At 69.0% G+C, this 18,380-nt stretch carries 20 protein-coding genes; 10 read left to right on the top strand and 10 right to left on the bottom strand.

What is annotated here, in order from left to right; translation table 11 throughout:
* Positions 1-11: 11 nt before the first annotated feature.
* A complete protein-coding gene (locus tag ACWGO6_RS07455) occupies positions 12-1,082 on the bottom strand; it encodes a hypothetical protein (protein WP_136043454.1) in 1,071 nt (356 codons plus the stop codon).
* Positions 1,083-1,196: 114 nt separating this feature from the next.
* Between ACWGO6_RS07455 and ACWGO6_RS07450 the strand changes: the two genes are divergently transcribed.
* Complete coding sequence (locus ACWGO6_RS07450) at positions 1,197-2,606, top strand: ATP-dependent DNA helicase (RefSeq protein ID WP_205820405.1); 1,410 nt, start codon at positions 1,197-1,199, stop codon at positions 2,604-2,606.
* An 8-nt stretch (positions 2,607-2,614) separates the two neighbouring features.
* On the opposite strand, the gene ACWGO6_RS07445 is transcribed toward ACWGO6_RS07450, so the two are convergent.
* Together ACWGO6_RS07445 and ACWGO6_RS07440 are read right to left on the bottom strand one after the other, a co-directional pair.
* The gene (locus ACWGO6_RS07445; RefSeq protein ID WP_029264391.1) at positions 2,615-3,262 is read right to left on the bottom strand and encodes a biliverdin-producing heme oxygenase; all 648 of its coding nucleotides are present in this window, start codon (positions 3,260-3,262) and stop codon (positions 2,615-2,617) included.
* A gap of 82 nt (positions 3,263-3,344) precedes the next feature.
* Complete coding sequence (locus ACWGO6_RS07440) at positions 3,345-3,656, bottom strand: DUF2470 domain-containing protein (protein ID WP_136043456.1); 312 nt, start codon at positions 3,654-3,656, stop codon at positions 3,345-3,347.
* Positions 3,657-3,753: 97 nt separating this feature from the next.
* On the opposite strand from ACWGO6_RS07440, the gene ACWGO6_RS07435 reads away from it, so the two are divergent.
* The 3 genes from ACWGO6_RS07435 to ACWGO6_RS07425 all read left to right on the top strand — a co-directional run bounded on the left by ACWGO6_RS07435 (position 3,754) and on the right by ACWGO6_RS07425 (position 6,739).
* A complete protein-coding gene (locus tag ACWGO6_RS07435) occupies positions 3,754-5,031 on the top strand; it encodes a serine hydrolase domain-containing protein (protein ID WP_136057596.1) in 1,278 nt (425 codons plus the stop codon).
* A 38-nt stretch (positions 5,032-5,069) separates the two neighbouring features.
* Entirely contained in the window at positions 5,070-6,086 is a 1,017-nt protein-coding gene (corA, locus tag ACWGO6_RS07430) for a magnesium/cobalt transporter CorA (RefSeq protein WP_452326325.1), read from the top strand.
* Positions 6,087-6,160: 74 nt separating this feature from the next.
* On the top strand, positions 6,161-6,739 hold the full coding sequence (locus ACWGO6_RS07425; protein WP_452326324.1) for a cysteine hydrolase family protein: 579 nt from the start codon (positions 6,161-6,163) through the stop codon (positions 6,737-6,739).
* A gap of 8 nt (positions 6,740-6,747) precedes the next feature.
* Here ACWGO6_RS07425 and ACWGO6_RS07420 read toward each other — a convergent pair whose 3' ends face one another.
* Entirely contained in the window at positions 6,748-6,954 is a 207-nt protein-coding gene (locus ACWGO6_RS07420; RefSeq protein ID WP_136040543.1) for a multidrug transporter, read from the bottom strand.
* A complete protein-coding gene (locus ACWGO6_RS07415; protein WP_452326323.1) occupies positions 6,941-8,332 on the bottom strand; it encodes an APC family permease in 1,392 nt (463 codons plus the stop codon). Before ACWGO6_RS07415 ends, ACWGO6_RS07420 begins: the two co-directional genes overlap by 14 nt.
* Before the next feature lie 238 nt (positions 8,333-8,570).
* Here ACWGO6_RS07415 and ACWGO6_RS07410 point away from each other — a divergent pair, with 238 nt between their 5' ends.
* The 3 genes from ACWGO6_RS07410 (at position 8,571) to ACWGO6_RS07400 (ending at position 10,785) form a co-directional block, all read left to right on the top strand.
* Positions 8,571-9,221, top strand: coding sequence for an MIP/aquaporin family protein (locus ACWGO6_RS07410; RefSeq protein WP_136040545.1), 651 nt, complete (start codon positions 8,571-8,573; stop codon positions 9,219-9,221).
* 86 nt (positions 9,222-9,307) lie between these two features.
* Positions 9,308-10,138: a hypothetical protein gene (locus tag ACWGO6_RS07405; protein ID WP_452326322.1), complete on the top strand. Its 831-nt coding sequence runs from the start codon at positions 9,308-9,310 to the stop codon at positions 10,136-10,138.
* Positions 10,139-10,158: 20 nt separating this feature from the next.
* On the top strand, positions 10,159-10,785 hold the full coding sequence (locus ACWGO6_RS07400) for a DUF1684 domain-containing protein (RefSeq protein WP_452326321.1): 627 nt from the start codon (positions 10,159-10,161) through the stop codon (positions 10,783-10,785).
* A gap of 6 nt (positions 10,786-10,791) precedes the next feature.
* Here ACWGO6_RS07400 and ACWGO6_RS07395 read toward each other — a convergent pair whose 3' ends face one another.
* Genes ACWGO6_RS07395 through ACWGO6_RS07380 form a run of 4 tightly spaced genes read right to left on the bottom strand, consistent with a single transcriptional unit; the run spans position 10,792 to position 16,238 of the window.
* A complete protein-coding gene (locus ACWGO6_RS07395) occupies positions 10,792-13,137 on the bottom strand; it encodes a beta-xylosidase/alpha-l-arabinosidase (protein WP_452326320.1) in 2,346 nt (781 codons plus the stop codon).
* A gap of 2 nt (positions 13,138-13,139) precedes the next feature.
* Positions 13,140-14,030 (bottom strand): carbohydrate ABC transporter permease, encoded by an 891-nt coding sequence (locus ACWGO6_RS07390; protein WP_452326319.1) that lies wholly within the window; start codon positions 14,028-14,030, stop codon positions 13,140-13,142.
* Positions 14,027-14,965: a carbohydrate ABC transporter permease gene (locus ACWGO6_RS07385; protein WP_240744958.1), complete on the bottom strand. Its 939-nt coding sequence runs from the start codon at positions 14,963-14,965 to the stop codon at positions 14,027-14,029. Before ACWGO6_RS07385 ends, ACWGO6_RS07390 begins: the two co-directional genes overlap by 4 nt.
* Positions 14,946-16,238 carry an extracellular solute-binding protein gene (locus tag ACWGO6_RS07380; protein ID WP_452326318.1) on the bottom strand — a complete coding sequence of 431 codons (1,293 nt, stop codon included), beginning with the start codon at positions 16,236-16,238 and terminating at the stop codon, positions 14,946-14,948. Before ACWGO6_RS07380 ends, ACWGO6_RS07385 begins: the two co-directional genes overlap by 20 nt.
* A gap of 163 nt (positions 16,239-16,401) precedes the next feature.
* Between ACWGO6_RS07380 and ACWGO6_RS07375 the strand changes: the two genes are divergently transcribed.
* The 3 genes from ACWGO6_RS07375 (at position 16,402) to ACWGO6_RS07365 (ending at position 18,095) form a co-directional block, all read left to right on the top strand.
* Positions 16,402-17,412, top strand: a complete 1,011-nt coding sequence (locus ACWGO6_RS07375) for a LacI family DNA-binding transcriptional regulator (protein WP_452326317.1) — start codon at positions 16,402-16,404, stop codon at positions 17,410-17,412.
* Positions 17,413-17,475: 63 nt separating this feature from the next.
* Entirely contained in the window at positions 17,476-17,694 is a 219-nt protein-coding gene (locus tag ACWGO6_RS07370) for a type II toxin-antitoxin system VapB family antitoxin (RefSeq protein ID WP_452326316.1), read from the top strand.
* Complete coding sequence (locus ACWGO6_RS07365) at positions 17,691-18,095, top strand: PIN domain nuclease (RefSeq protein WP_136040553.1); 405 nt, start codon at positions 17,691-17,693, stop codon at positions 18,093-18,095. The genes ACWGO6_RS07370 and ACWGO6_RS07365 overlap by 4 nt, the downstream gene beginning before the upstream one ends.
* A gap of 29 nt (positions 18,096-18,124) precedes the next feature.
* On the opposite strand, the gene ACWGO6_RS07360 is transcribed toward ACWGO6_RS07365, so the two are convergent.
* Positions 18,125-18,295 carry a hypothetical protein gene (locus ACWGO6_RS07360; RefSeq protein ID WP_452326315.1) on the bottom strand — a complete coding sequence of 57 codons (171 nt, stop codon included), beginning with the start codon at positions 18,293-18,295 and terminating at the stop codon, positions 18,125-18,127.
* Positions 18,296-18,380: the final 85 nt, after the last annotated feature.

The following is an 18,380-nucleotide window of genomic DNA, read 5'->3' as shown; positions in this document are numbered from 1 at the left end:
TCGACCGGGACTCAGTCGACCGGGACCTCGCCCGGTGCGCCGACCCTGATCGACGCCGAGCCGTTCGGCAGGATCACGATCGTGCCGTTGAGCTGGAAGGGCACGTCCTCGGAGAGCGGTGCGATCGACCCGTCGAACAGCGACTGGATCTCGACGTCGACGTGCGCCACGGCCTCGGTGGTCGGGATCTGCCACTGCCCTCCGTCGGGGACGACCGTGACCTCGGGCTGGCGGGCGATGGACCACTTCGGCGGGGCGGTGATCCGGTTGGTGACCCGCAGTCCGAACGGGCAGGCGGTCGGCTGCAGCACCTCCTGCGTCGTGCACTCGGTGAGGAACTGCTCGACCTGCTGCTGCACGACCTTGACGAACTCCTCGGTCGGCTCGGTCTGCACATCGAGCGGCGTGACGGCGAGCGGTGTATCGGCGAGCACGCCGTGGCCGGATGCGGTCGCGATGGGGGTGTCGACGGTCACCGAGTACAGGCCCGGGGTGAACACCAGCAGCGGCAGCGGGTCGAGCGCGCCCGCCTCCGGGCCGAGGACCGACACCTGTCGACGGTCGACCTCGAAGCCGTTCACCGCGAACTGGTCTGCGCCCCGCACGGTGAGGTCGATCACGGCCAGCGGGCTGGTGGTGAAACGCCAGTTCGGGGTCACGCCCGCCCAGCCGTCCTGCTCGATGAGGAACGTGCTGGTGCCGGCGTGACCGCTCGCCTGGTAGCTCACGGTGACCGCGGTACCGCCGTCTGCGGGCTTCTCCGACTCCACCTTCACATCCGTCAGGGGCGCGAGCGCCGAGCGTCGGAGCATCGCCTCCGACGCCGACGGATCGATGCCCGCCTTCTCGAGGGTCTCGCGGTCGATCGCGACCCCGGGAATGCGCAGCGCGTCGGCAGCGCTGCCGGAGGAGAGCAGGTCGAGATAGCGGACCACGAAAGCGGACGGGCCGTAGAACTGCTGGTACAGGGTCGCCCCGCCGGCGCCCAGTGCGGCCACGAGCATGAGGCCCACGACGGCGAGCATCGCCAGATCGACGCCCAGGCGCGATCGCCGGGGCGCGCGCGTGCCGGCCCGTCCCATGGCGTCAGTCTAGGAGGGCGTCCTGGGGGGACGCCGAGCGTCGGCGGCCGCAGGCGAATGCCGGGACGTAGCATGGGTGGCGCCCCGTTTCCGCCCGCTTCCCCTGTGAGTGCCGTGTCCCTTCCCGCCCTGTCCGAGGAGCAGCAAGAGCTGTTCCGGCTCATCGAGGACACCGGCGAGCACGTCTTCATCACGGGGCGCGCCGGCACCGGCAAGTCCACGCTGCTGCAGCACTTCGCCTGGAACACCAAGAAGCAGATCGCGATCTGCGCGCCCACCGGCGTCGCGGCGTTGAACGTCGAGGGTCAGACCATCCACTCCCTCTTCCGGCTTCCGATCGGTCTGATCGGCGACGCCGACATCGATCAGAACGATGCCACGCGTCGCATCCTCAATGCCATCGAGACGCTCGTGATCGATGAGATCTCGATGGTCAACGCCGATCTGATGGATGCGATCGACCGCTCTCTGCGCCAGGCCAGAGGGCGCAGGGGGGAGCCGTTCGGCGGCGTGCAGGTCGTCATGTTCGGTGACCCGTATCAGCTGGCGCCCGTTCCTCCTCGCGGCGACGAGGCCCGCTACGTGCAGGACCACTACCGCTCGTTCTGGTTCTTCGACGCGAAGGTCTGGGCCGGCCCTTCAACGGGCTCAGGGACCCATGGATTCGGGTCGTCCGATCAGGAGGGCCTGTTCGAGGTCGACACCCGCGCCCACCTGCACGTGCGGGAGCTGGTGCAGATCCACCGGCAGTCCGACGACGGGTTCAAGGCGATGCTCAACGCCGTGCGCTACGGGCGGGTGACCGCCGAGATCGCCGGGGTGCTGAACACGCAGGGCGCCCGCACACCTCCGGAGCCGGAGCCGGGCGAGGTGCCGATGATCACCCTCGCCACGCGCAACGACATCGTGAACAGCATCAACAGCAGGCACCTCGCGGCGCTGCCCGGCAAGGAGCAGACGGCGCGGGCAGAGGTCAGCGGCGACTTCGGTCGCGGCGAGGCGTCGCTGCCGGCGGAGTCGGAGCTCAAGCTCAAGGTCGGGGCGCAGGTGATGTTCCTCCGCAACGACACGGCGATGTCCGGGGAACCGCCGCGCTGGGTGAACGGCACGATCGGCACGGTCACGCGCATCATCGGCAGTGCCGTGCGCGTCGACATCGACGGTGAGGAGGTCGACGTCGAGCCAGCCGTCTGGGAGCGGTTCCGGTACGCGTACGACCAGAACACCAAGAAGCTGTCGCGTGACGTGGTGGCCGAGTTCACCCAGTTCCCGCTGCGGCTGGCATGGGCGGTCACGATCCACAAGTCGCAGGGCAAGACCTATGAGCGTGCGATCATCGACCTCGGGTCCGGGGCGTTCGCGCCGGGGCAGACCTATGTCGCGCTGAGCCGGTTGACCTCACTCGAGGGGCTGTATCTCTCGCGCCCGCTGCGACCCCGCGACATCCGGGTGGATGAGGACGTGCGCCGGTTCATGCGCGACGCGTGGCTCGCGGCATCCACGCCGGAGCTGCCGAAGGGCTGATCCCCGGCTCAGGCCGCGGCGCGCGCCCGGTCGAGGTCTTCGAAGAGCTCGGTGTTGAAGCGGTAGGCGAGGAGCACCTCGTCGATCACGCGCTCGCGCTCGGCGTCGTCCCACGGTGCCGCATCCAGCTGCTCGCGGTACACGTCCTTGAAGGCCGAGGGGTCGGCGATGTCGTCGAACAGGTAGAAGCCGATGCCGTTGGTCTCGAAGCCGAAGCGGCGGGCCATCACGCGACCGATGAAGATCCCGCCGGAGAGGTCGCCGAGGTAGCGCGTGTAGTGATGAGCCACGAAGCCGCCCGCCCAGGTCGCCCCGACCTGACGGATGCGGTCGACGTAGCGCTGCGTGGTCGGCAGCGGCACGATCTGCTCGCGCCAGTCGGCGCCGAGGAGGAACTCCAGGTCGGCCTCGAGCGCGGGAAGGCGGGTGAGCTTGTCGCTGATGAAGACCGAGGCGATCGGGTCCTGGCGCATCCGGTCGCCCGCGCTCTCGAGCGCTTCGTAGATGAAGTAGTGCTGAGCGACGAGCGAGATGTAGTCCTCGCGAGAGCCCTCGCCCTTCAGGAGGTCGGACATGAAGCCGGCGGTCTCGCTGCGGGAGTGCGATCCGGACGAGCGCTCGCGCAGGGCGGCGGAGAAGGAGAGGATCTCGGGCATGACCTCAGTGTAAGGGGAGCCTTACCTCAGAGGAAAGCCCGGAGTCGACGGAAGTCGGGTCGTCGACGCGTCTCCGCGACGCTCAGGCGTGCGGGCGGGGCTCGACGCCGAGGCGGGCGCAGGCCTGGTCGTAGAGCGCCACGACCTCGCGACGCACCGACGGACGGTCGGCGATCGGTCCGCCCGGCCACGGCACGCGCAGCTCGGAGCTGGAGCCACCCGCGGTGATCTCCCACACTCCGCCGTCGCCGTCGAAACTCGTCATGACGGACTCGGTGATCTCGGCATCGGTCTCGGCGAAGGCGCGGGCGATGAGCAGATTGTCGTCGGTGTGGTCGCCGTTCATGTGGCGGAGAACCGCGGTGATCACGTCGGCATCGAAGAGGTGGGGCACGATTCTCACCTTACGCGCGCGCCGGGAACGCTCGGCTCGATGCCGTCTTTCAGGATCGGCGTTCTAGACTCGGGAGACACATCCTCGGGGGTTCTACATGCAGCTTCTCTCGTCGCGCCGTTGGCGTGCCGCAGCGGCCAGTGCGGCCGTGCTCGCTCTCGTCCTCACCGGATGCTCCTCCGAAGGCTCCTTCACCTACACTCCACCGGCTCAGGTCGACGCTGATCTGCCCGACGCGACGGTCGAGGCCATGCAGGCGGCGATCGACAACGCGATCACCGCATCCGGCGCCTCCGGGGCGATCGTGGGTGTCTGGGTGCCGTGGAGCGGCAGCTGGGTCGCCGCATCGGGCACGCAGAACCGTGACGGTGGCGAACTGTCCACCGACATGACGTTCCGCATCGCGGACGTGACCCGGCTCATGACGTGCGATGTGCTCTACGCCCTTGCGGACGAGGGGACCCTCAAGCTCGACGCAAAGGTGACTAAGTACGTCTCCGGGGTCGCCGACATGACCGACGTCACCCTCCTCCAGCTCTGCAACGGTACGAGCGGGGCCGGGTCGTCCGAGGCCACCATCAAGGGCGCGCTGCTGAACACCCCGGAGCGGATCTGGGCTCCCCTGGAGCTCGCTGGCTACGGGCTGGGGCGCGAGAGGGTGGCACCGGCGACGAGCTACCGCGACTCCGATGCGGGATACCTGCTGCTCGGCCTCGCGCTCGAGCGGGCCACGGGGATGTCGGCATCCGAACTGATCGCCGAGTACGTCACGGATCCGCTCGAGCTCTCCGCCACGGCACTTCCCGGATCGACGCCGTCCGCGCCGGGCGACGCTCCGCTGACGGGGCACTACATGTCGGCCGTCGAAGGCGGTTTCAACTGTGCCGCCCCGGTCGACATCAGCACCCTCTCCGCCAGCTCCGGCTACACGGACTCCGGCGTGGTCTCGAACATCACCGACCTCGGCCGTTACGCCCAGGCGGAGGCGAAGCAGGTGCTGCGCACGAAGGAGAAGCCCGACCGGTTCGGCGCCCCGCTCCCGACGAGCGAGGATGGTCCTTCCTGGTATCAGGCCACCGGTGGCGCTTATCTCGCGGGGTCGATGGTCGGTCAGCATGGTTGGGTTCCCGGCTACGCGACCTCGGCCTACTCGGATCCGGCGACCGGATTCACCGTCGCGGTCGTTCTGAACGACTCGACCGGCGGCTCGCGATTCGCCCAGCAGCTGTCGTGGGAGCTCGCGGCCATCGCGTCGAAGGCCCCCGCGGCTTCCGGCCAGACCGCGCCGGAGTTCGGGCTGCCCTTCACCGCGGAGCAGTACCACGACTCGATCACGAAGTCCGCGCTCGTCTGCGTGCCGCCCGCCGCGGAGTGATCACCCGCCCGACCTCGGAGCGGAAGGGAAGGGCGACGATGGCGATCATCGACAACGCGATCTACGTGGACGGTGTGCGCACCGAGAATCCGCAGAGCCTGAGTGAGACGTTCGAGCGCATGCGGGAACGCGGCGGCATGAGCTGGATCGGGCTGTACCGGCCCAGCGAGGAGGAGATCCGCGAGGTCGCCGACGAGTTCGGCATCCACGCCCTCGTCGTCGAGGACGCGCTCTCCGGGCACCAGCGCGCCAAGCTCGAGCGCTACGGCGACGTGCTGTTCATGGTGCTGCGCCCGGCCCGCTACCTCGACGAGGCCGAGGAGGTGGAGTTCGGTGAGGTGCACGTGCTGGTCGGACCCGATTTCGTCGTGACGATCCGGCATGCCGAATCGCCCGACCTCGGGCGCGTGCGGCATCGGCTGGAGAACGACCCCGCGCTGCTCGCCCATGGCCCCGAAGCCGTGCTGTACGCCATCCTCGACGAGGTGGTCGACGAGTACGCGCCGGTGCTCGCGGGGCTCGAGAACGACATCGACGAGATCGAGAGCCAGCTCTTCGAAGAGGACTCGGATGCCACGCAGCGCATCTACGAGCTCGGCAGGGAGGTCATCGACTTCCAGCGCGCGACGCAGCCGCTCTCCGGGATGCTGGAGGCGCTGCTGCGCGGCTCGGACAAGTACCAGGTGGAGGAAGAGCTGCGACGCTACCTGCGCGACGTGCTCGACCACACGCTCCGGGTGAGCGACCGCGCGACGACCTTCCGCACCGTCCTCGACAACGCCCTCACGGTCGAGTCGACCATCGTCGCCCGCCGTCAGAACGAGGAGATGCGACGGATGACGGAACTCAGCATCCGTCAGAACGACGAGGTCAAGAAGATCTCCGGATGGGCGGCGATCCTGTTCGCCCCGACGCTGGTCGGCACGATCTACGGCATGAACTTCGACCACATGCCCGAGCTGCACTGGCTGCTCGGCTATCCGATGGCGATCGCGATGATGGTCGCGCTGGGTTTCGGCCTGTACGCGGTGTTCAAGCGCAAGGGTTGGCTCTGACGCTGGCCGGAACCGTGCGGCCGTTGGCCGGATCGGATCTTGCCCGGCGCGACGGCGGCGATCACGATGAGTCCATGACGACTTCTTCCGACACCGCGCTGCTCATCGTCGACGCTCAGGAGTCGTTCCGCCAGCGCGCCGACGACTGGGCGGCCACCGCGAACCCGGCGGTGCTCGACAACATCGCTCTCCTCGTGGCGCACGCCCGCGAGGTGGGCGACCCGGTCGTGTGGATCACCCACTCCGAACCGGGCACCGGGGGCGTGTTCGATTCCGCCAACGGATTCGTGCGCGTGATCGAGGAGCTCGATCCTCGCGATTCCGAGGACGCCCTCACGAAGACGACCGTCAACGCGTTCGGCTCCACCGACCTCGAGGAGAGACTGCGACGCGCCGGCATCCGCCGCGTCGTGATCTGCGGCATCCGCACGGAGCAGTGCTGCGAGACGACCGCCCGTGTCGCCGCCGACCTCGGCTTCGAGGTCGAGTTCGTCACGGATGCGACGACCACCTCCGCCATCCCCGCCGCCGGCGCGCTCGCCGCGATCTCCGGGGAGGACATCATGCGCCGCACCGAGAGCATCCTCTCGGCCCGCGGGTTCGCGACCGTCACGAACACGCGAGAGCGGATCGGCGTGACCGCGGCCGTCTGAACCGCGGATCAGTCCTCGTCGACGTCGACCCCCGGTCCCGGGCCCGGTCGCACCGGAGCGTCGGGGGCGATGTCGATCCGGGTGTTGCCGTCGTGCTCGCTGACCTCGATGCGCGGGGCGGCGTCGGCCTCGGTGGCATCCGGTGCGGAGGTGAGCTGATCGTGGCGCTTCTCGGCGCTCGTCATGTCGTCGGCGCTGTTCTCAGGCGTGCTCATGGTTCTCCTTCGGGTCGGTCGTGGTGTCTGGGGTCAGGGCGGTACCGAGCGGCGCCCCACCGCTGCGCTTCCGGCTCCAACGGGCCAGCAGGTACAGGATGCCGCCGACGGCGAGCAGGATCGCACCGAAGAGCCAGACGACGGGGCGCTGCTGGGTGAGCAGCAGGATGCAGGAGGCGATGCCGAGCACGGGGACGAAGGTCCACACCCGGAAGTGATCGTTCTCGACGTGATCGCGCCGGAGGACCAGCACGGAGATGTTCACGCTGAGGAAGACGACCAGGAGCAGCAGGACCACGGTCTCGGCCAGGGTGGCCAGATCGCCGACGAGCGTCAGCCCCATCGCGACGAGGGTGGTGGTGAGGATCGCGACCCACGGCGTCTTCCGCTTCGGCAGCACGCGACCGAGCGCACCGGGCAGCAGACCCTGCTCGGCCATTCCGTAGGTCAGGCGGCTGACCATGATCATCGTCAGCAGGGCGCCGTTCGCGACCGCGACGAGGGCGATGAGGCTGAACAGCCAGGAGGGGACGCTGACGCCGGTGGCCTCGACCACCGCGAGCAGCGGTCCGCTCGACTCCTGCAGCTCGGCGGGCGGGAGGGCGATCGAGCTCGCGAGGCCGACCAGCACGTAGACCGCGCCGGCGGTGATGAGCGCTCCGAACAGGGCCCGCGGGTAGGTGCGCCGCGGATCCTTCACCTCTTCGATCATGTTGGCCGACGTCTCGAAGCCGACGAACGAGTAGTACGCGATGACGGCCCCGGAGAGCACGGCCATGGCGACGCTCGTGCCCTCGGGCGCCTGGGTCACGCGGGACACATCGCCGCCTCCGCCGCCGAGGAAGATCGCGACGACGGCGATCACGATCACGAGTCCGCTGAGCTCGATCGCGGTCATCACGAGATTGGCGCCCAGGGACTCGCGGATGCCGCGGGCGTTGAGCAGGCCGACCAGGGCGAGGAAGGCGATGGCGACCGGGATGGTCGGCAGGTCGAGGAAGGTGCCGAGGTAGTCGCCGGCGAACGCGATGGCGAGCCCCGCCGCGCTGGTCACGCCCGCCGCGAGCATGCTGAAGCCGACGAGGAAGGAGACCAGCGGGCTGTGGAACGCGCGCTCGGCGAAGACCGCAGCACCGCCGGCACGAGGGTATTTGGTCACGAGCTCCGCGTACGAGCCGGCGGTGAGCATGGCGAGCAGCAGCGCCAGGAGCAGCGGCGCCCACAGCATGCCGCCCACCTTCTCGGAGAGCACGCCCATCAGCGCGTAGATGCCCGCGCCCAGCACATCTCCGAGGATGAAGGCGAACAGCAGGGGGCCGGTGATCGCTCGCCGCAGGCGCGTGGGGGCCTCGGCGCCGGAGGCAGTGTCGGTGGTCATCCTCGCACGCTACGGGGGAGGGGGAGCGCGGGCCACGGGGTTGACAGCGACATGCTGCTTCCGCCAATCGCGGGTGCGCCTCGTCGCTCAGCGGATTCACAGAATCACCGCGCGGCATCCCGATATTCCGTCGCACGCACCGATAGCGTCAGTGCCGCACGAGGGGTGCGTCGGCCGGGGTGCGCGGGCAAACGGGTGACCTACTCCTCTCCTGAATCCCCAAGCAAAGGGCTCTCTCATGACTGGTACGGCACGCAAGGCGCTCGCAGAAGCGGTCGCCACCTTCCTCTTCGTTCTCGCGATCATCGCGGCGGTGAACAGCGACAGCCCGCTGACGCCCCTCGCGATCGGCTTCACCCTGATGGTGCTCGTGTTCTCCACGGGACACATCTCGGGCGCCCACCTCAACCCGGCCGTCTCGGTCGGCGTGTTCCTGCGCGGCGGCCTCAGCGTCGCCGACTTCATCGCCTACCTCATCGCCCAGTTCGTCGGTGGCGCACTGGCCGCACTCGTGAGCCTGGCCGTGTGGCCGTTCGGCGAAGAGGCGATGGTCATCGAGGTCGGCCCGGCGTTCCTCGTCGAGGCGCTCTTCACGCTCATCCTCGTGTGGGTCGTGCTCAACACCGCCACCTCGAAGGACACCGCCGGCAACTCGTTCTACGGCCTCGCGATCGGTGCGACCGTCTTCGTCGGCGCGGCCACGGTCGGCTCGATCTCGGGTGGCGGCTTCAACCCGGCCGTCGCGCTCGGTCTCTCGGTTAGCGGTCACTTCGACTGGAGCTCGCTGTGGCTCTACATCGTCGCCCCGGTCGTGGGCGCCGTGATCGCCGCGATCCTGTTCCGCGTGCTCAACACGGACGACGCCAAGAAGATCGCCGCAGCGGAGTAACGCGCGCTGCACGGCCGAAGCGCCGCATCCTCTTCGGAGGGTGCGGCGCTTCTTGCGTGTCCTGGACCTGTGGGAGCCTGGGATCGATGGACACCACCCCGGCGCCGCGGCGCACACTCCTGGTCGGATTCGGCAAGCTCGGCGCGCGCCTCGCGCCCCGGCTTCTCAACGACGGCGGTGAGGTCTTCGCGCTGCGGCGGAGTGAGGGGGAGCTGCCCGCCGGCGTGGTCGGCATCCGCGCTGATCTCTCCCAGCCGCTCTCGGCCCCGCTGCCCGCGGTCGATGCGGTCGTGATCACACTGCCGCCTGGCACCGGGGAACACTCCTACCGCACGGCGCTCGGACACCTTCGGGATGCCCTGCCGATGATGCCCGCCCGCACCGTGTTCGTGTCGTCCACCGGTGTTTTCGAGGGGAGTGTCTTCAAAGCCGACCGTCCTCTCACGGAGCAGGACGAGCCCGCGGCCGAGACGGCGCGTTCGCGGGGTCTGCGCGACGGCGAGCGGGCGGCCACCGAGCTGTTCGACGCGGTGGTCGCGCGCCCGGCGGGGATCTACGGTCCCGGTCGCGAGTTCCTGCTGCGCAAGGTCCGCGAGGGTGCGGCGGTCGATCACACCCGTCTCACGAACCGCATCCACGAGACCGACCTCGTGCGCACGCTCGATCTGCTCCTGCGCACCGACGACCCGCCGCGGCTGGTGCACGCGATCGACGAGCGACCGGCACCTCTCGGCGACGTCGTCCGCTTCATCGCCGGGGAGCTGGGCGTCGCGGTGCCTCCGCACGAGGCATCCGACGGCCCGCGAGGACTCGTGTACGACGGGTCGCTGCTCCATTCGCTCCTGGGCGGCCTCGAGTACCCGACCTACGAAGCGGGCTACGCGGAGATGATCGCCGGATCCGCCTCGCACCCGTAGCCGGCCCGTAGCCTGGACGCATGACGAGCATGAGCACGAGCGCCCGCACCGCCGTCGAGATCGTCGATTGGCGCCGCCGGGTCTTCGCCCTGTACGACGCCGTGCGCCTCGCGGAATCGCCCGAAGACGCCCACGAGCTGTGGCGGATGGAGCGGGACGAGCTGATGCTCCATCACCCCGCGACGCCGCTCCTGCCGGAGGACCGGCCGCTGTTCGAGGGGCTGCCCATCGCCTCGTACGATCCGGACTGGCGCTTCGAGCTGCCGATCCTGCCCGCCCATCCCGGAGGCTTCGACTTCGCCACCGGGACCGACGGCGTCGTGCCGTTCGAACGCATCGGGCGGGTCGAGATCCCCGATGCCGGATCGCTCGACGTCTGGCGACTCACCACCTACGGCGGCGGCCTGTTCATCCCGGTGCGCGACGCGCTCGCCGGGCGCGAGGGCGGCACGTACGGCGGCGGCCGCTACCTGATCGACACCATCAAGGGCGCCGATCTGGGATCGGATGCCGCGCGCGGCACGATCGTGCTCGACTTCAACTTCGCCTACAACCCCTCCTGCGCGTACGACCCTGCCTGGGCATGCCCGCTCGCGCAGCCGGGCAACGTGCTCCACGTTCCGGTCCCCGTCGGGGAGATGTACTGAGAGCTCTCAGCCGACGATCTCGATCGCGGTCGAGGTCTCCTCGTCGTCGCAGGCCGCCCCGACCCACAACCGGATCCGCCCCGGTTCCACACTCCGCTCGCCGTCGACACCGGTGAACGCGAGGCGGTCGATCGGCACAGTGAACTCCACCCGCCGCTCGGCGCCCGGCTCCAGCGTCACCCGCTGGAACCCGATCAGCTGCGCGACCGGGCGGGCCACGCTCGCGACCTCGTCGTGCGCGTACAGCTGCACGACGTCGGTGCCCGCGCGGGAGCCGGAGTTGCGGACGAGCACAGAGGCCCGGAACTCCGCGCCCGCGCCGACCGTCGCGTCGGCCGTCAGCTGCTCGTGCGCGAAGGTCGTGTAGCCGAGGCCGAACCCGAACGGCCGCGCCGGCGACGGATCGACGCTCGACACATCCGTGCGCCCGCCGAGCGCGGGATGCAGGTACGAATACGGCTGCACGCCGGCAGAGCGCGGGAGCGAAACCGGCAGTCGCCCGGAGGGGGAGACGGCCCCGCTGAGCACGGCGGCGACGGCAGGTCCACCCTCTTCGCCGGGGAAGAACGCCTGCAGCACGGCAGCCGGGAGCAGGCGCTCCTCGTCGGTGGAGGTGCCGGAGGCAGCGGGGGAGTTCACCGATCCGAGGCCGGCGTTCAATCCGGCTCGGGTCTCGCGGTGCGGTAGCGCCCAATCCAGCGCATACGGCCGACCGGTGAGCGCGATGACCACCACGGGAGTGCCGGTCGCGACGACGGCCTCGACCAGCGCGCGCTGCACGCCGGGGAGCTCCAGCGAGTCGACGTCGTTGCCTTCGCCGACCGTGCCGCGTCCGAACAGTCCGGCCCGGTCGCCGACCACGACGATCGCCAGGTCCGCGTCGTCGGCGGCGGCGATCGCGCTCGGGAGTCCGCTGCGGTCATCCCCCTCGACCTCGCAGCCGGCGACGGATGTGATGGTCGCGGCGGGGAGCTCGGCCCGGAGTCCGTCGAGCACGCTCGGCAGGGCGATGCCGGCGGGCACCTCCGGGTGATGCGCGAGCACGTGGTTCACGAACGAGTAGCACCCCATGAGCGCCTCGGCGCTGTCGGCGTTCGGTCCGATGACCGCGATCCGTGATGCGCGGGACGCCTCGAGCGGCAGCACGCCGTCGTTGCTCAGCAGCACGATCGACTCCTCCGCAAGGCGGCGGGCGAGTGCGCGATGCTCCGCGGAATCCAGGTCGATCGCATCGGGGGCGACCGTGAAGTCGGCATCCAGCAGCCCCAGCTCCTCCTTCTGCGCGAGCACGCGTCCGACCGCTCGGTCGAGGATGCTCTGGTCCAGCGACCCGTCGCGCACCTGCGCGGCGAGGGTCGTGTAGGCGTCGGGGGAGGGCAGCTCCACGTCGATCCCGGCGGTGATCGCGAGAGCTGCGGCCTGCGCCGAGTCGGCGGCGACGTGGTGCATGCTCCGCAGGAAGTCCACGGCGAAGTAGTCGGACACGACCACCCCGTCGAATCCCCAGCGTCCGCGCAGCACCTCGTCGAGGTAGTACGGATCGGCGGCTACCGGCACCCCGTCGATGTCGGTGTACGAGTTCATGACGCTGCGCACCCCGCCCTCGCGCACGGCCATCTCGAACGGCGGGAGCAGCACGTCTTCGATCTCGCGGCGCCCGGCGTGCACGGGGGCGTGATTGCGGCCCGCGGTCGATGCCGAGTAGCCGACGAAGTGCTTGAGGGTGGCGTGCACCCCCTCCGACTGCATGCCGCGGACATAGGCGGTGCCGACGGTTCCCACCAGCAGCGGGTCCTCGGCGATGCACTCGTCGACGCGCCCCCACCGTGGATCGCGGATGACGTCGAGCACGGGGGCGAGTCCCTGGTGGATCCCCAGCGCCCGCATGGACGACCCGATCGCCTGCCCCACCTGCTCGACCAGCTCTGGATCGAAGGATGCTCCCCACGCCAGCGGCGTCGGGAAGGTCGCCGCCTGCCAGGCGGCCAGTCCGGTCAGGCACTCCTCGTGCACCAGGGCGGGGATGCCGAGCCGGGTCTCGCGCTGCAGCCGCGCCTGCTCGCCCCACAGCCAGTGCGCGCGCTCGATCGGGTCGACCGGGCGGGTGCCGTACACACGCGTCAGGTGGCCGATGCCGTGCGCCGTCGCATCCTCGTACCGGGTCGAGGTCTTCATCTCGCCGGCCATCGGGGCGACGAGCTCGTCTCCCTGATCCACCCAGAAGCCGACGAGCTGCGCCTGCTTCTCCTCGAGCGTCATCTGCTCGAGGAGGTCCTCGACGCGCGCGGAGAATCGGGGGCGGAGTGTGGGAGCGAGCACGTGCGTCTCCTTCTGTGGGGTGTGCGTCGACATGGTCAGCCCTTGACCGCGCCGGTCAGCCCGCCGACGATGCGGCGCTCGAACAGGCTGAAGAAGATCAAGGCGGGGATCATCGACAGCGACGTGAAGGCCAGCACTTTCGCGGTGTCGACCGAGTACTGCGACGCGAACGACTGCACGCCGAGCGGGAGGGTGAACGCCGCCGCATCGTTGAGCACGAACAGCGGGAGGAGGTATCCGTTCCAGCTGCCGATGAACGCGAGGATGCCGGTGGTGATCACGCCGGGGATCGACAGCGGCAGCACCATGCGCCAGAAGAAGCCGATCCGGCTGCATCCGTCGATGAACGCCGCCTCCTGGATCTCGTCGGGGATGGCCCGCAGGAACGGGACCAGGATGATGATCGTCGTCGGCAGGGCGAAGGCGATCTGCGGCAGGATGACCCCGCCGAGCGAGTTCATCAGCCCGAGGCTGCGCACCACGATGTACAGCGGGGTGATCGCGACCGTCAGCGGGAACATGAGGCCGGCGGCGAAGAACGCGTAGAGGACGCCGCGGCCCGCGAACCGGTAGCGCGCGAGCACGTACGCGGCCATCAGGCCGAGCGCGACGACGCCGATCGTGGTGGCGAGGGCGACGATGGTGGAGTTGAGCACCTGCCGCCAGAACACGCCGCCGGTGATCACGTCGAGGTAGTTCGAGAACACCCACGGCTGCGGCATCCCCGACGGGTCGGTCGTGATCTGCGCGTTCGTGCGGAAGCCGCCGATGATGATGTACGCGATCGGGGCGAGCATGAGCCCGACGACGATGAGCGCGACGAAGTAGACGGTGGGGTTGGCCCAGGGCGGTCGCGGGCGCGGGGTGCGCCCGGGGCGTCCGGCGCGGCCGGGCCGCTGGGTGACGAGTACCGAGGTGGCGGTCATCGCGTGGTCCTCTTCTTCCGTGCAGGGGCGCCGGTCAAGGCACCGTCCGTGTCGCGTCGCAGCACCGCGCGCTGGTAGATCAGCGCGACGACGAGCGAGATCAGGAACAGGACGACCGCGACCGCATTGCCGTACCCGAAGTTGCCGGCGTTGCGTCCCTCGGAGACCATGTAGGTCGCCATGGTCGAGGTGCCGGCGGTGGAGGCGATGTACTGCCCCCAGATGATGTAGACCAGGTCGAACAGTTGCAGCGACCCGATGATCGACAGGAACGCCCAGATGCGCAGGGTCGGCGCGAGCAGCGGCAGCGTGATGCGCCACTGGATCTGCCAGTAGGACGCGCCGTCGATCGAGGCGGCCTCGTGCAGCTCCTCGGGAATCCCCTGGAGCCCGGCGAGGAACAGGATCACCGCGAACCCGACGTACTTCCAGGTGATGATCACCATCAGGGTCCAGATCGCGATCTCCGGGTTCGACAGCCAGTCGTTCGCGAGGAACCCGAGGCCCATCTTCTCCAGCAGATCGTTGAACGCGCCGCTGGTCTGCAGCATCAGGCTCCAGCCCGTGCCCACCACGACCTCGGAGATCACGTAGGGGATGAAGATCAGAACGCGGATCAGCGACTGGCCGCGCATGCGCCGGTTGAGCAGGAGTGCCAACAGGATCGCCGCCGGTCCCTGCAGGATGAGCGAGAACACGAGGATGAACCCGTTGTGGGCCAGCGCGTCGTGGAACAGCGGATCCTGCAGGATCGTCAGATAGTTCTTCAACCCGACGAAGTCGGTGGGCGGGCCGTAGCCCTGCCAGCTAAAGAAGCCGTAGTAGCCCGCCATCAACACCGGGAAGATGACGAAGGCGAGGAAGACCAGGAGGGCGGGCCCGGCCAGAAGGATCACTTCCAGCCGGGCGGCCGCCCTATGCCTTGGCTGCGGCATCCTGGACGGCCTTGACGATGTCCTCCGGGGTTCCCTGACCGGCGAGCATGTTGACCACGGCGACGTTGAGCGCGTTGCCCACGTTCTGTCCGTAGACCGTGTCGAGCCACTGCGTCGCGTACGGCGCCGCGTTGTAGGCCGCGAGGATGTCCTTCAGGTACTGCTCGGTCACGGCCTCCTGCGCCACGGTGTTCACCGGCGGGGCGTTGAATGCCTTGTAGTAGGCGGTCTGCACGTCGGAGGTGCCGAGGTAGTTGAGGAAGTCGACGCAGGCGTCGGGGGCATCCACCGAGCACGAGTATCCGTCGACGCCGCCCATCATCGAGCCGGCCTCGCCGTCGCCGCCCTCGACCTCGGGGAACGGGAACCACGACAGGTCGGGCAGCGGCTTCTGGTCGGGCGTGAGCGATCCGATGACGCCGGGGTTCCAGGCGCCCATCAGCTCCATGCCGGCCTGGTGGTTGGCGATGAGTCCGGCCGAGCTGCCGGCACCCTGCTGGGCCGTGGTGGTGAGGAAGCCGGAGTTGAACGGCTCGGTCGCCGCGAACGCCTGCAGGTCTTCGCCCGCGCGCACCCAGCAGTCGTCGTCGAAGTTCATCTCGTCGGCGGCCTTGGCGAGCGTCTCGGCACTGCACTCGCGCAGCGCGAGCCAGTAGTACCAGTGGGCCGCGGGCCAGGCATCCTTCGCGCCGAGGGCGACCGGGTCGATGCCGGCGGCCTTGAGCTTCTCGGTCGCAGCCTCGAGCTCGTCCATCGTGGTCGGGTTCTCGGTGATGCCGGCCTCGTCGAACAGGTCCTGGCTGTAGAACAGGCCGCCGGGGAGCACGGCCACGGGCATCGCGTAGATCTTGTCGTCCAGGCTGCTGGCCGAGTAGGCGGCGTCCGAGATCTCCTCCGCGGCGCCGCCCTCGATCGAGTCGGTCAGGTCCTTGAGCTGGCCGGCCTTGACCATCGCGGCCATCTTGCCGCCGCCGCGCTGCAGGAAGATGTCGGGAGCATCTCCGGAGTTCAGGGCGGTCTGGAGCTTGCCGTCGAGGTCTTCGTTCTGGATCGACTGGATCTCGATCGTGACTCCGGGGTTGTCCTTCTCGAAGTCGGCGACGGTCTGCTCCCAGAACTCGACGCCCGGCCCGGTGGTGGAGTTGTGCCAGAGGGTCATGGCGGCATCGCCACCGCCTCCGCCGTCCGGGGTGCTCGCCGTGCACCCGCTGAGTGCGAGAGTTCCGACGGCGGCTATCGCCGCCGCGGAGATCAAGGAACGCCGTGTGTTCATGTGATGCTTCTCCTCATCGAGAGTTGCGCCGCGTCACTGCGGCGCCGCGGCAGCAGGGGGTGTGACCGCGTCGCGTTGCAGTCTGCTGTCGTTCGCGAAGGCCGTCAAACGTTTTCGAAAACAGTTTCCATCGAGGCCCGCCGGGCGGATACGCTGGGCGATCATGAGCGGGCGAACCACGATCCACGACGTCGCGAAGGCGGCCGGCGTCTCGGTGTCGACCGTCTCGAAGGCGGTCAACGGGCGTTACGGCATCGCGGATGCGACGGTGCGTCGCGTGCTCGACGTGGTGCAGGAGCTCGGTTACGAGTCGAGCCTGGTGGCGAGCAGCATGCGGGCCAGACGCACTGGTGTGATCGGCGTGCTCCTGGCCGACTTCGAACCGTTCAGCGCCGAGATCCTCAAGGGCGTCGGCGCGGCCGTGCACGACACGGCCTTCGACCTGCTGGCGTACAGCGGATCGCGGCACGGCCAGGGCGAAGGGTGGGAGCGGCGGTCGCTCAGTCGACTCTCCGGCACGCTCATCGACGCTGCGATCATGGTCACCCCCACGGTCGTCGGGGCCTCGACCGAGATCCCCGTCGTCGCGATCGACCCGCACACCGGCCGCGCCGATCTGCCCACGGTCGAGTCGGACAGCTTCGGCGGTGCGCTGACGGCGACCCGGCACCTGCTCGAGCTCGGCCACCGCCGCATCAGCTTTCTGGGCGGCCGCCCCGACCTGCGGTCAGCCGGTCTCCGTGATGCTGGCTATCGACGCGCGCTGAGCGACGCCGGCATCCCGGTGGATCCCGACCTGATCCGTTCGGGACGCTACGAGCTCGAGACCACGCGGGAGTCGGCGCGGATCCTGCTGGCCGGACCTTCTCGGCCCACGGCCGTGTTCGCCGCGAACGACCTCTCGGCCATCGCCGTGATCGAGGTCGCGCACGAGCTGGGGCTGCGGGTGCCGGAAGACCTCTCGGTGGTCGGGTTCGACGACGTGCCGGAGGCTTCCCGCCGCGCCCTGCCGCTCACCACGATCCAGCAGCCGATGCGTCGCCTGGGGGCGGTGGCGGCCGAGATGGTCTTCGCCCTCCTCGCCGGGCAGCCCGTCGAGGAGATGCACGTGACCCTGCCGACGAGGCTGGTGGTGCGGGCGACGACCGCGGCGCTCCGCAACGGCCAGGGATGAGACCACGACGCCTGCCCTCGCGCGGTATATACTGTCTTATATAGGCATCGCGAAGGAGGAATCATGACCGTCACGTCCATCGACATCGACCCTCACGAGCTGAAGCAGGCGAAGGAGCTGGCGGGCACGACATCCAATCGTGAAACCGTGGACCTCGCGCTGCGCACTCTCATCGCGGTTCGTCGTCAGCCTGCAGCCGTCGAGCGCATCATCGGTCGTCGCTTCACGCCCGATCAGATCGATGCATCGACGATCGACCCAGCTGCGAGCACGACCGCGTGACGACGTATCTCGTCGACAACAGCATCTGGCAGAAGGCCGGCACCAGCACGAGAATCGCTGACACGCTGCGGTCGCTTTCCCCGAACCATCTCATCATCACGTGTCCGCCGCAGGTCCTCGAGTACTGTCATTCGGCACGGGATCCTCGCGAGTACGCAGAGCTGCGCGAGGACATGGCGGGTCTGCTGCCGGCGTGGGAGCATCCGGACGAACGGCATGCTCTCGACATCCAGCAGGCGCTCTGGGACGGCGGACTCGTGCGTGCCGCCGCGGCGTTCGACTGTCTCATCGCCGCCTACGCGCAGGTCAACGACGCCGTGATCCTCAATTCCGACCGCGATTTCGGGTACATCGAGCTGGCGACCGAAGGGCGCGTGCGACAGGAGTACGTCGCGGCCTGACCGCTACTCACAAGGTCACAAGACGGGACCTAGTCGGGGCGTTGCGCACGGCCCAGCGCAATGGAGAACATCGTCGTCACGACGATTCCGGCGGCCGTGAAGCCTGCAGCGGCTATCTGGGTTGCACCGGTCGCTTCGTCACCTGACGCGACCGTGATGATGATGACGACGAAAAGTGCGACCCCGGTCAGGGTGAGCACTGTTCCGAGAAGCACACCCCATGTCAGTCCACGCGTTCGATGGTCGGTGAGATTCTGACGTAAGCGCGCCGGAGGCATCGTCACT

Source organism: Microbacterium sp. NPDC055665 (assembly GCF_053618035.1).
The sequence above is the reverse complement of the archived record's forward strand: the minus strand, read 5'-3'. Positions and strand labels throughout refer to the sequence as shown.

Excerpts from the sequence above, each read along its gene's own strand:
- ACWGO6_RS07375 (WP_452326317.1), top strand. The coding sequence starts at position 16,402 with ATGAGCGGGCGAACCACGATCCACGACGTCGCGAAGGCGGCCGGCGTC.
- ACWGO6_RS07435 (WP_136057596.1), top strand. The coding sequence starts at position 3,754 with ATGCAGCTTCTCTCGTCGCGCCGTTGGCGTGCCGCAGCGGCCAGTGCG.
- ACWGO6_RS07410 (WP_136040545.1), top strand. The coding sequence starts at position 8,571 with ATGACTGGTACGGCACGCAAGGCGCTCGCAGAAGCGGTCGCCACCTTC.
- ACWGO6_RS07415 (WP_452326323.1), bottom strand. The coding sequence starts at position 8,332 with ATGACCACCGACACTGCCTCCGGCGCCGAGGCCCCCACGCGCCTGCGG.
- ACWGO6_RS07445 (WP_029264391.1), bottom strand. The coding sequence starts at position 3,262 with ATGCCCGAGATCCTCTCCTTCTCCGCCGCCCTGCGCGAGCGCTCGTCC.
- ACWGO6_RS07370 (WP_452326316.1), top strand. The coding sequence starts at position 17,476 with ATGACCGTCACGTCCATCGACATCGACCCTCACGAGCTGAAGCAGGCG.
- ACWGO6_RS07405 (WP_452326322.1), top strand. The coding sequence starts at position 9,308 with ATGGACACCACCCCGGCGCCGCGGCGCACACTCCTGGTCGGATTCGGC.
- ACWGO6_RS07395 (WP_452326320.1), bottom strand. The coding sequence starts at position 13,137 with ATGTCGACGCACACCCCACAGAAGGAGACGCACGTGCTCGCTCCCACA.
- ACWGO6_RS07385 (WP_240744958.1), bottom strand. The coding sequence starts at position 14,965 with ATGCCGCAGCCAAGGCATAGGGCGGCCGCCCGGCTGGAAGTGATCCTT.
- ACWGO6_RS07380 (WP_452326318.1), bottom strand. The coding sequence starts at position 16,238 with ATGAACACACGGCGTTCCTTGATCTCCGCGGCGGCGATAGCCGCCGTC.
- ACWGO6_RS07425 (WP_452326324.1), top strand. The coding sequence starts at position 6,161 with ATGACGACTTCTTCCGACACCGCGCTGCTCATCGTCGACGCTCAGGAG.
- ACWGO6_RS07390 (WP_452326319.1), bottom strand. The coding sequence starts at position 14,030 with ATGACCGCCACCTCGGTACTCGTCACCCAGCGGCCCGGCCGCGCCGGA.
- ACWGO6_RS07420 (WP_136040543.1), bottom strand. The coding sequence starts at position 6,954 with ATGAGCACGCCTGAGAACAGCGCCGACGACATGACGAGCGCCGAGAAG.
- ACWGO6_RS07400 (WP_452326321.1), top strand. The coding sequence starts at position 10,159 with ATGACGAGCATGAGCACGAGCGCCCGCACCGCCGTCGAGATCGTCGAT.
- ACWGO6_RS07455 (WP_136043454.1), bottom strand. The coding sequence starts at position 1,082 with ATGGGACGGGCCGGCACGCGCGCGCCCCGGCGATCGCGCCTGGGCGTC.
- corA (WP_452326325.1), top strand. The coding sequence starts at position 5,070 with ATGGCGATCATCGACAACGCGATCTACGTGGACGGTGTGCGCACCGAG.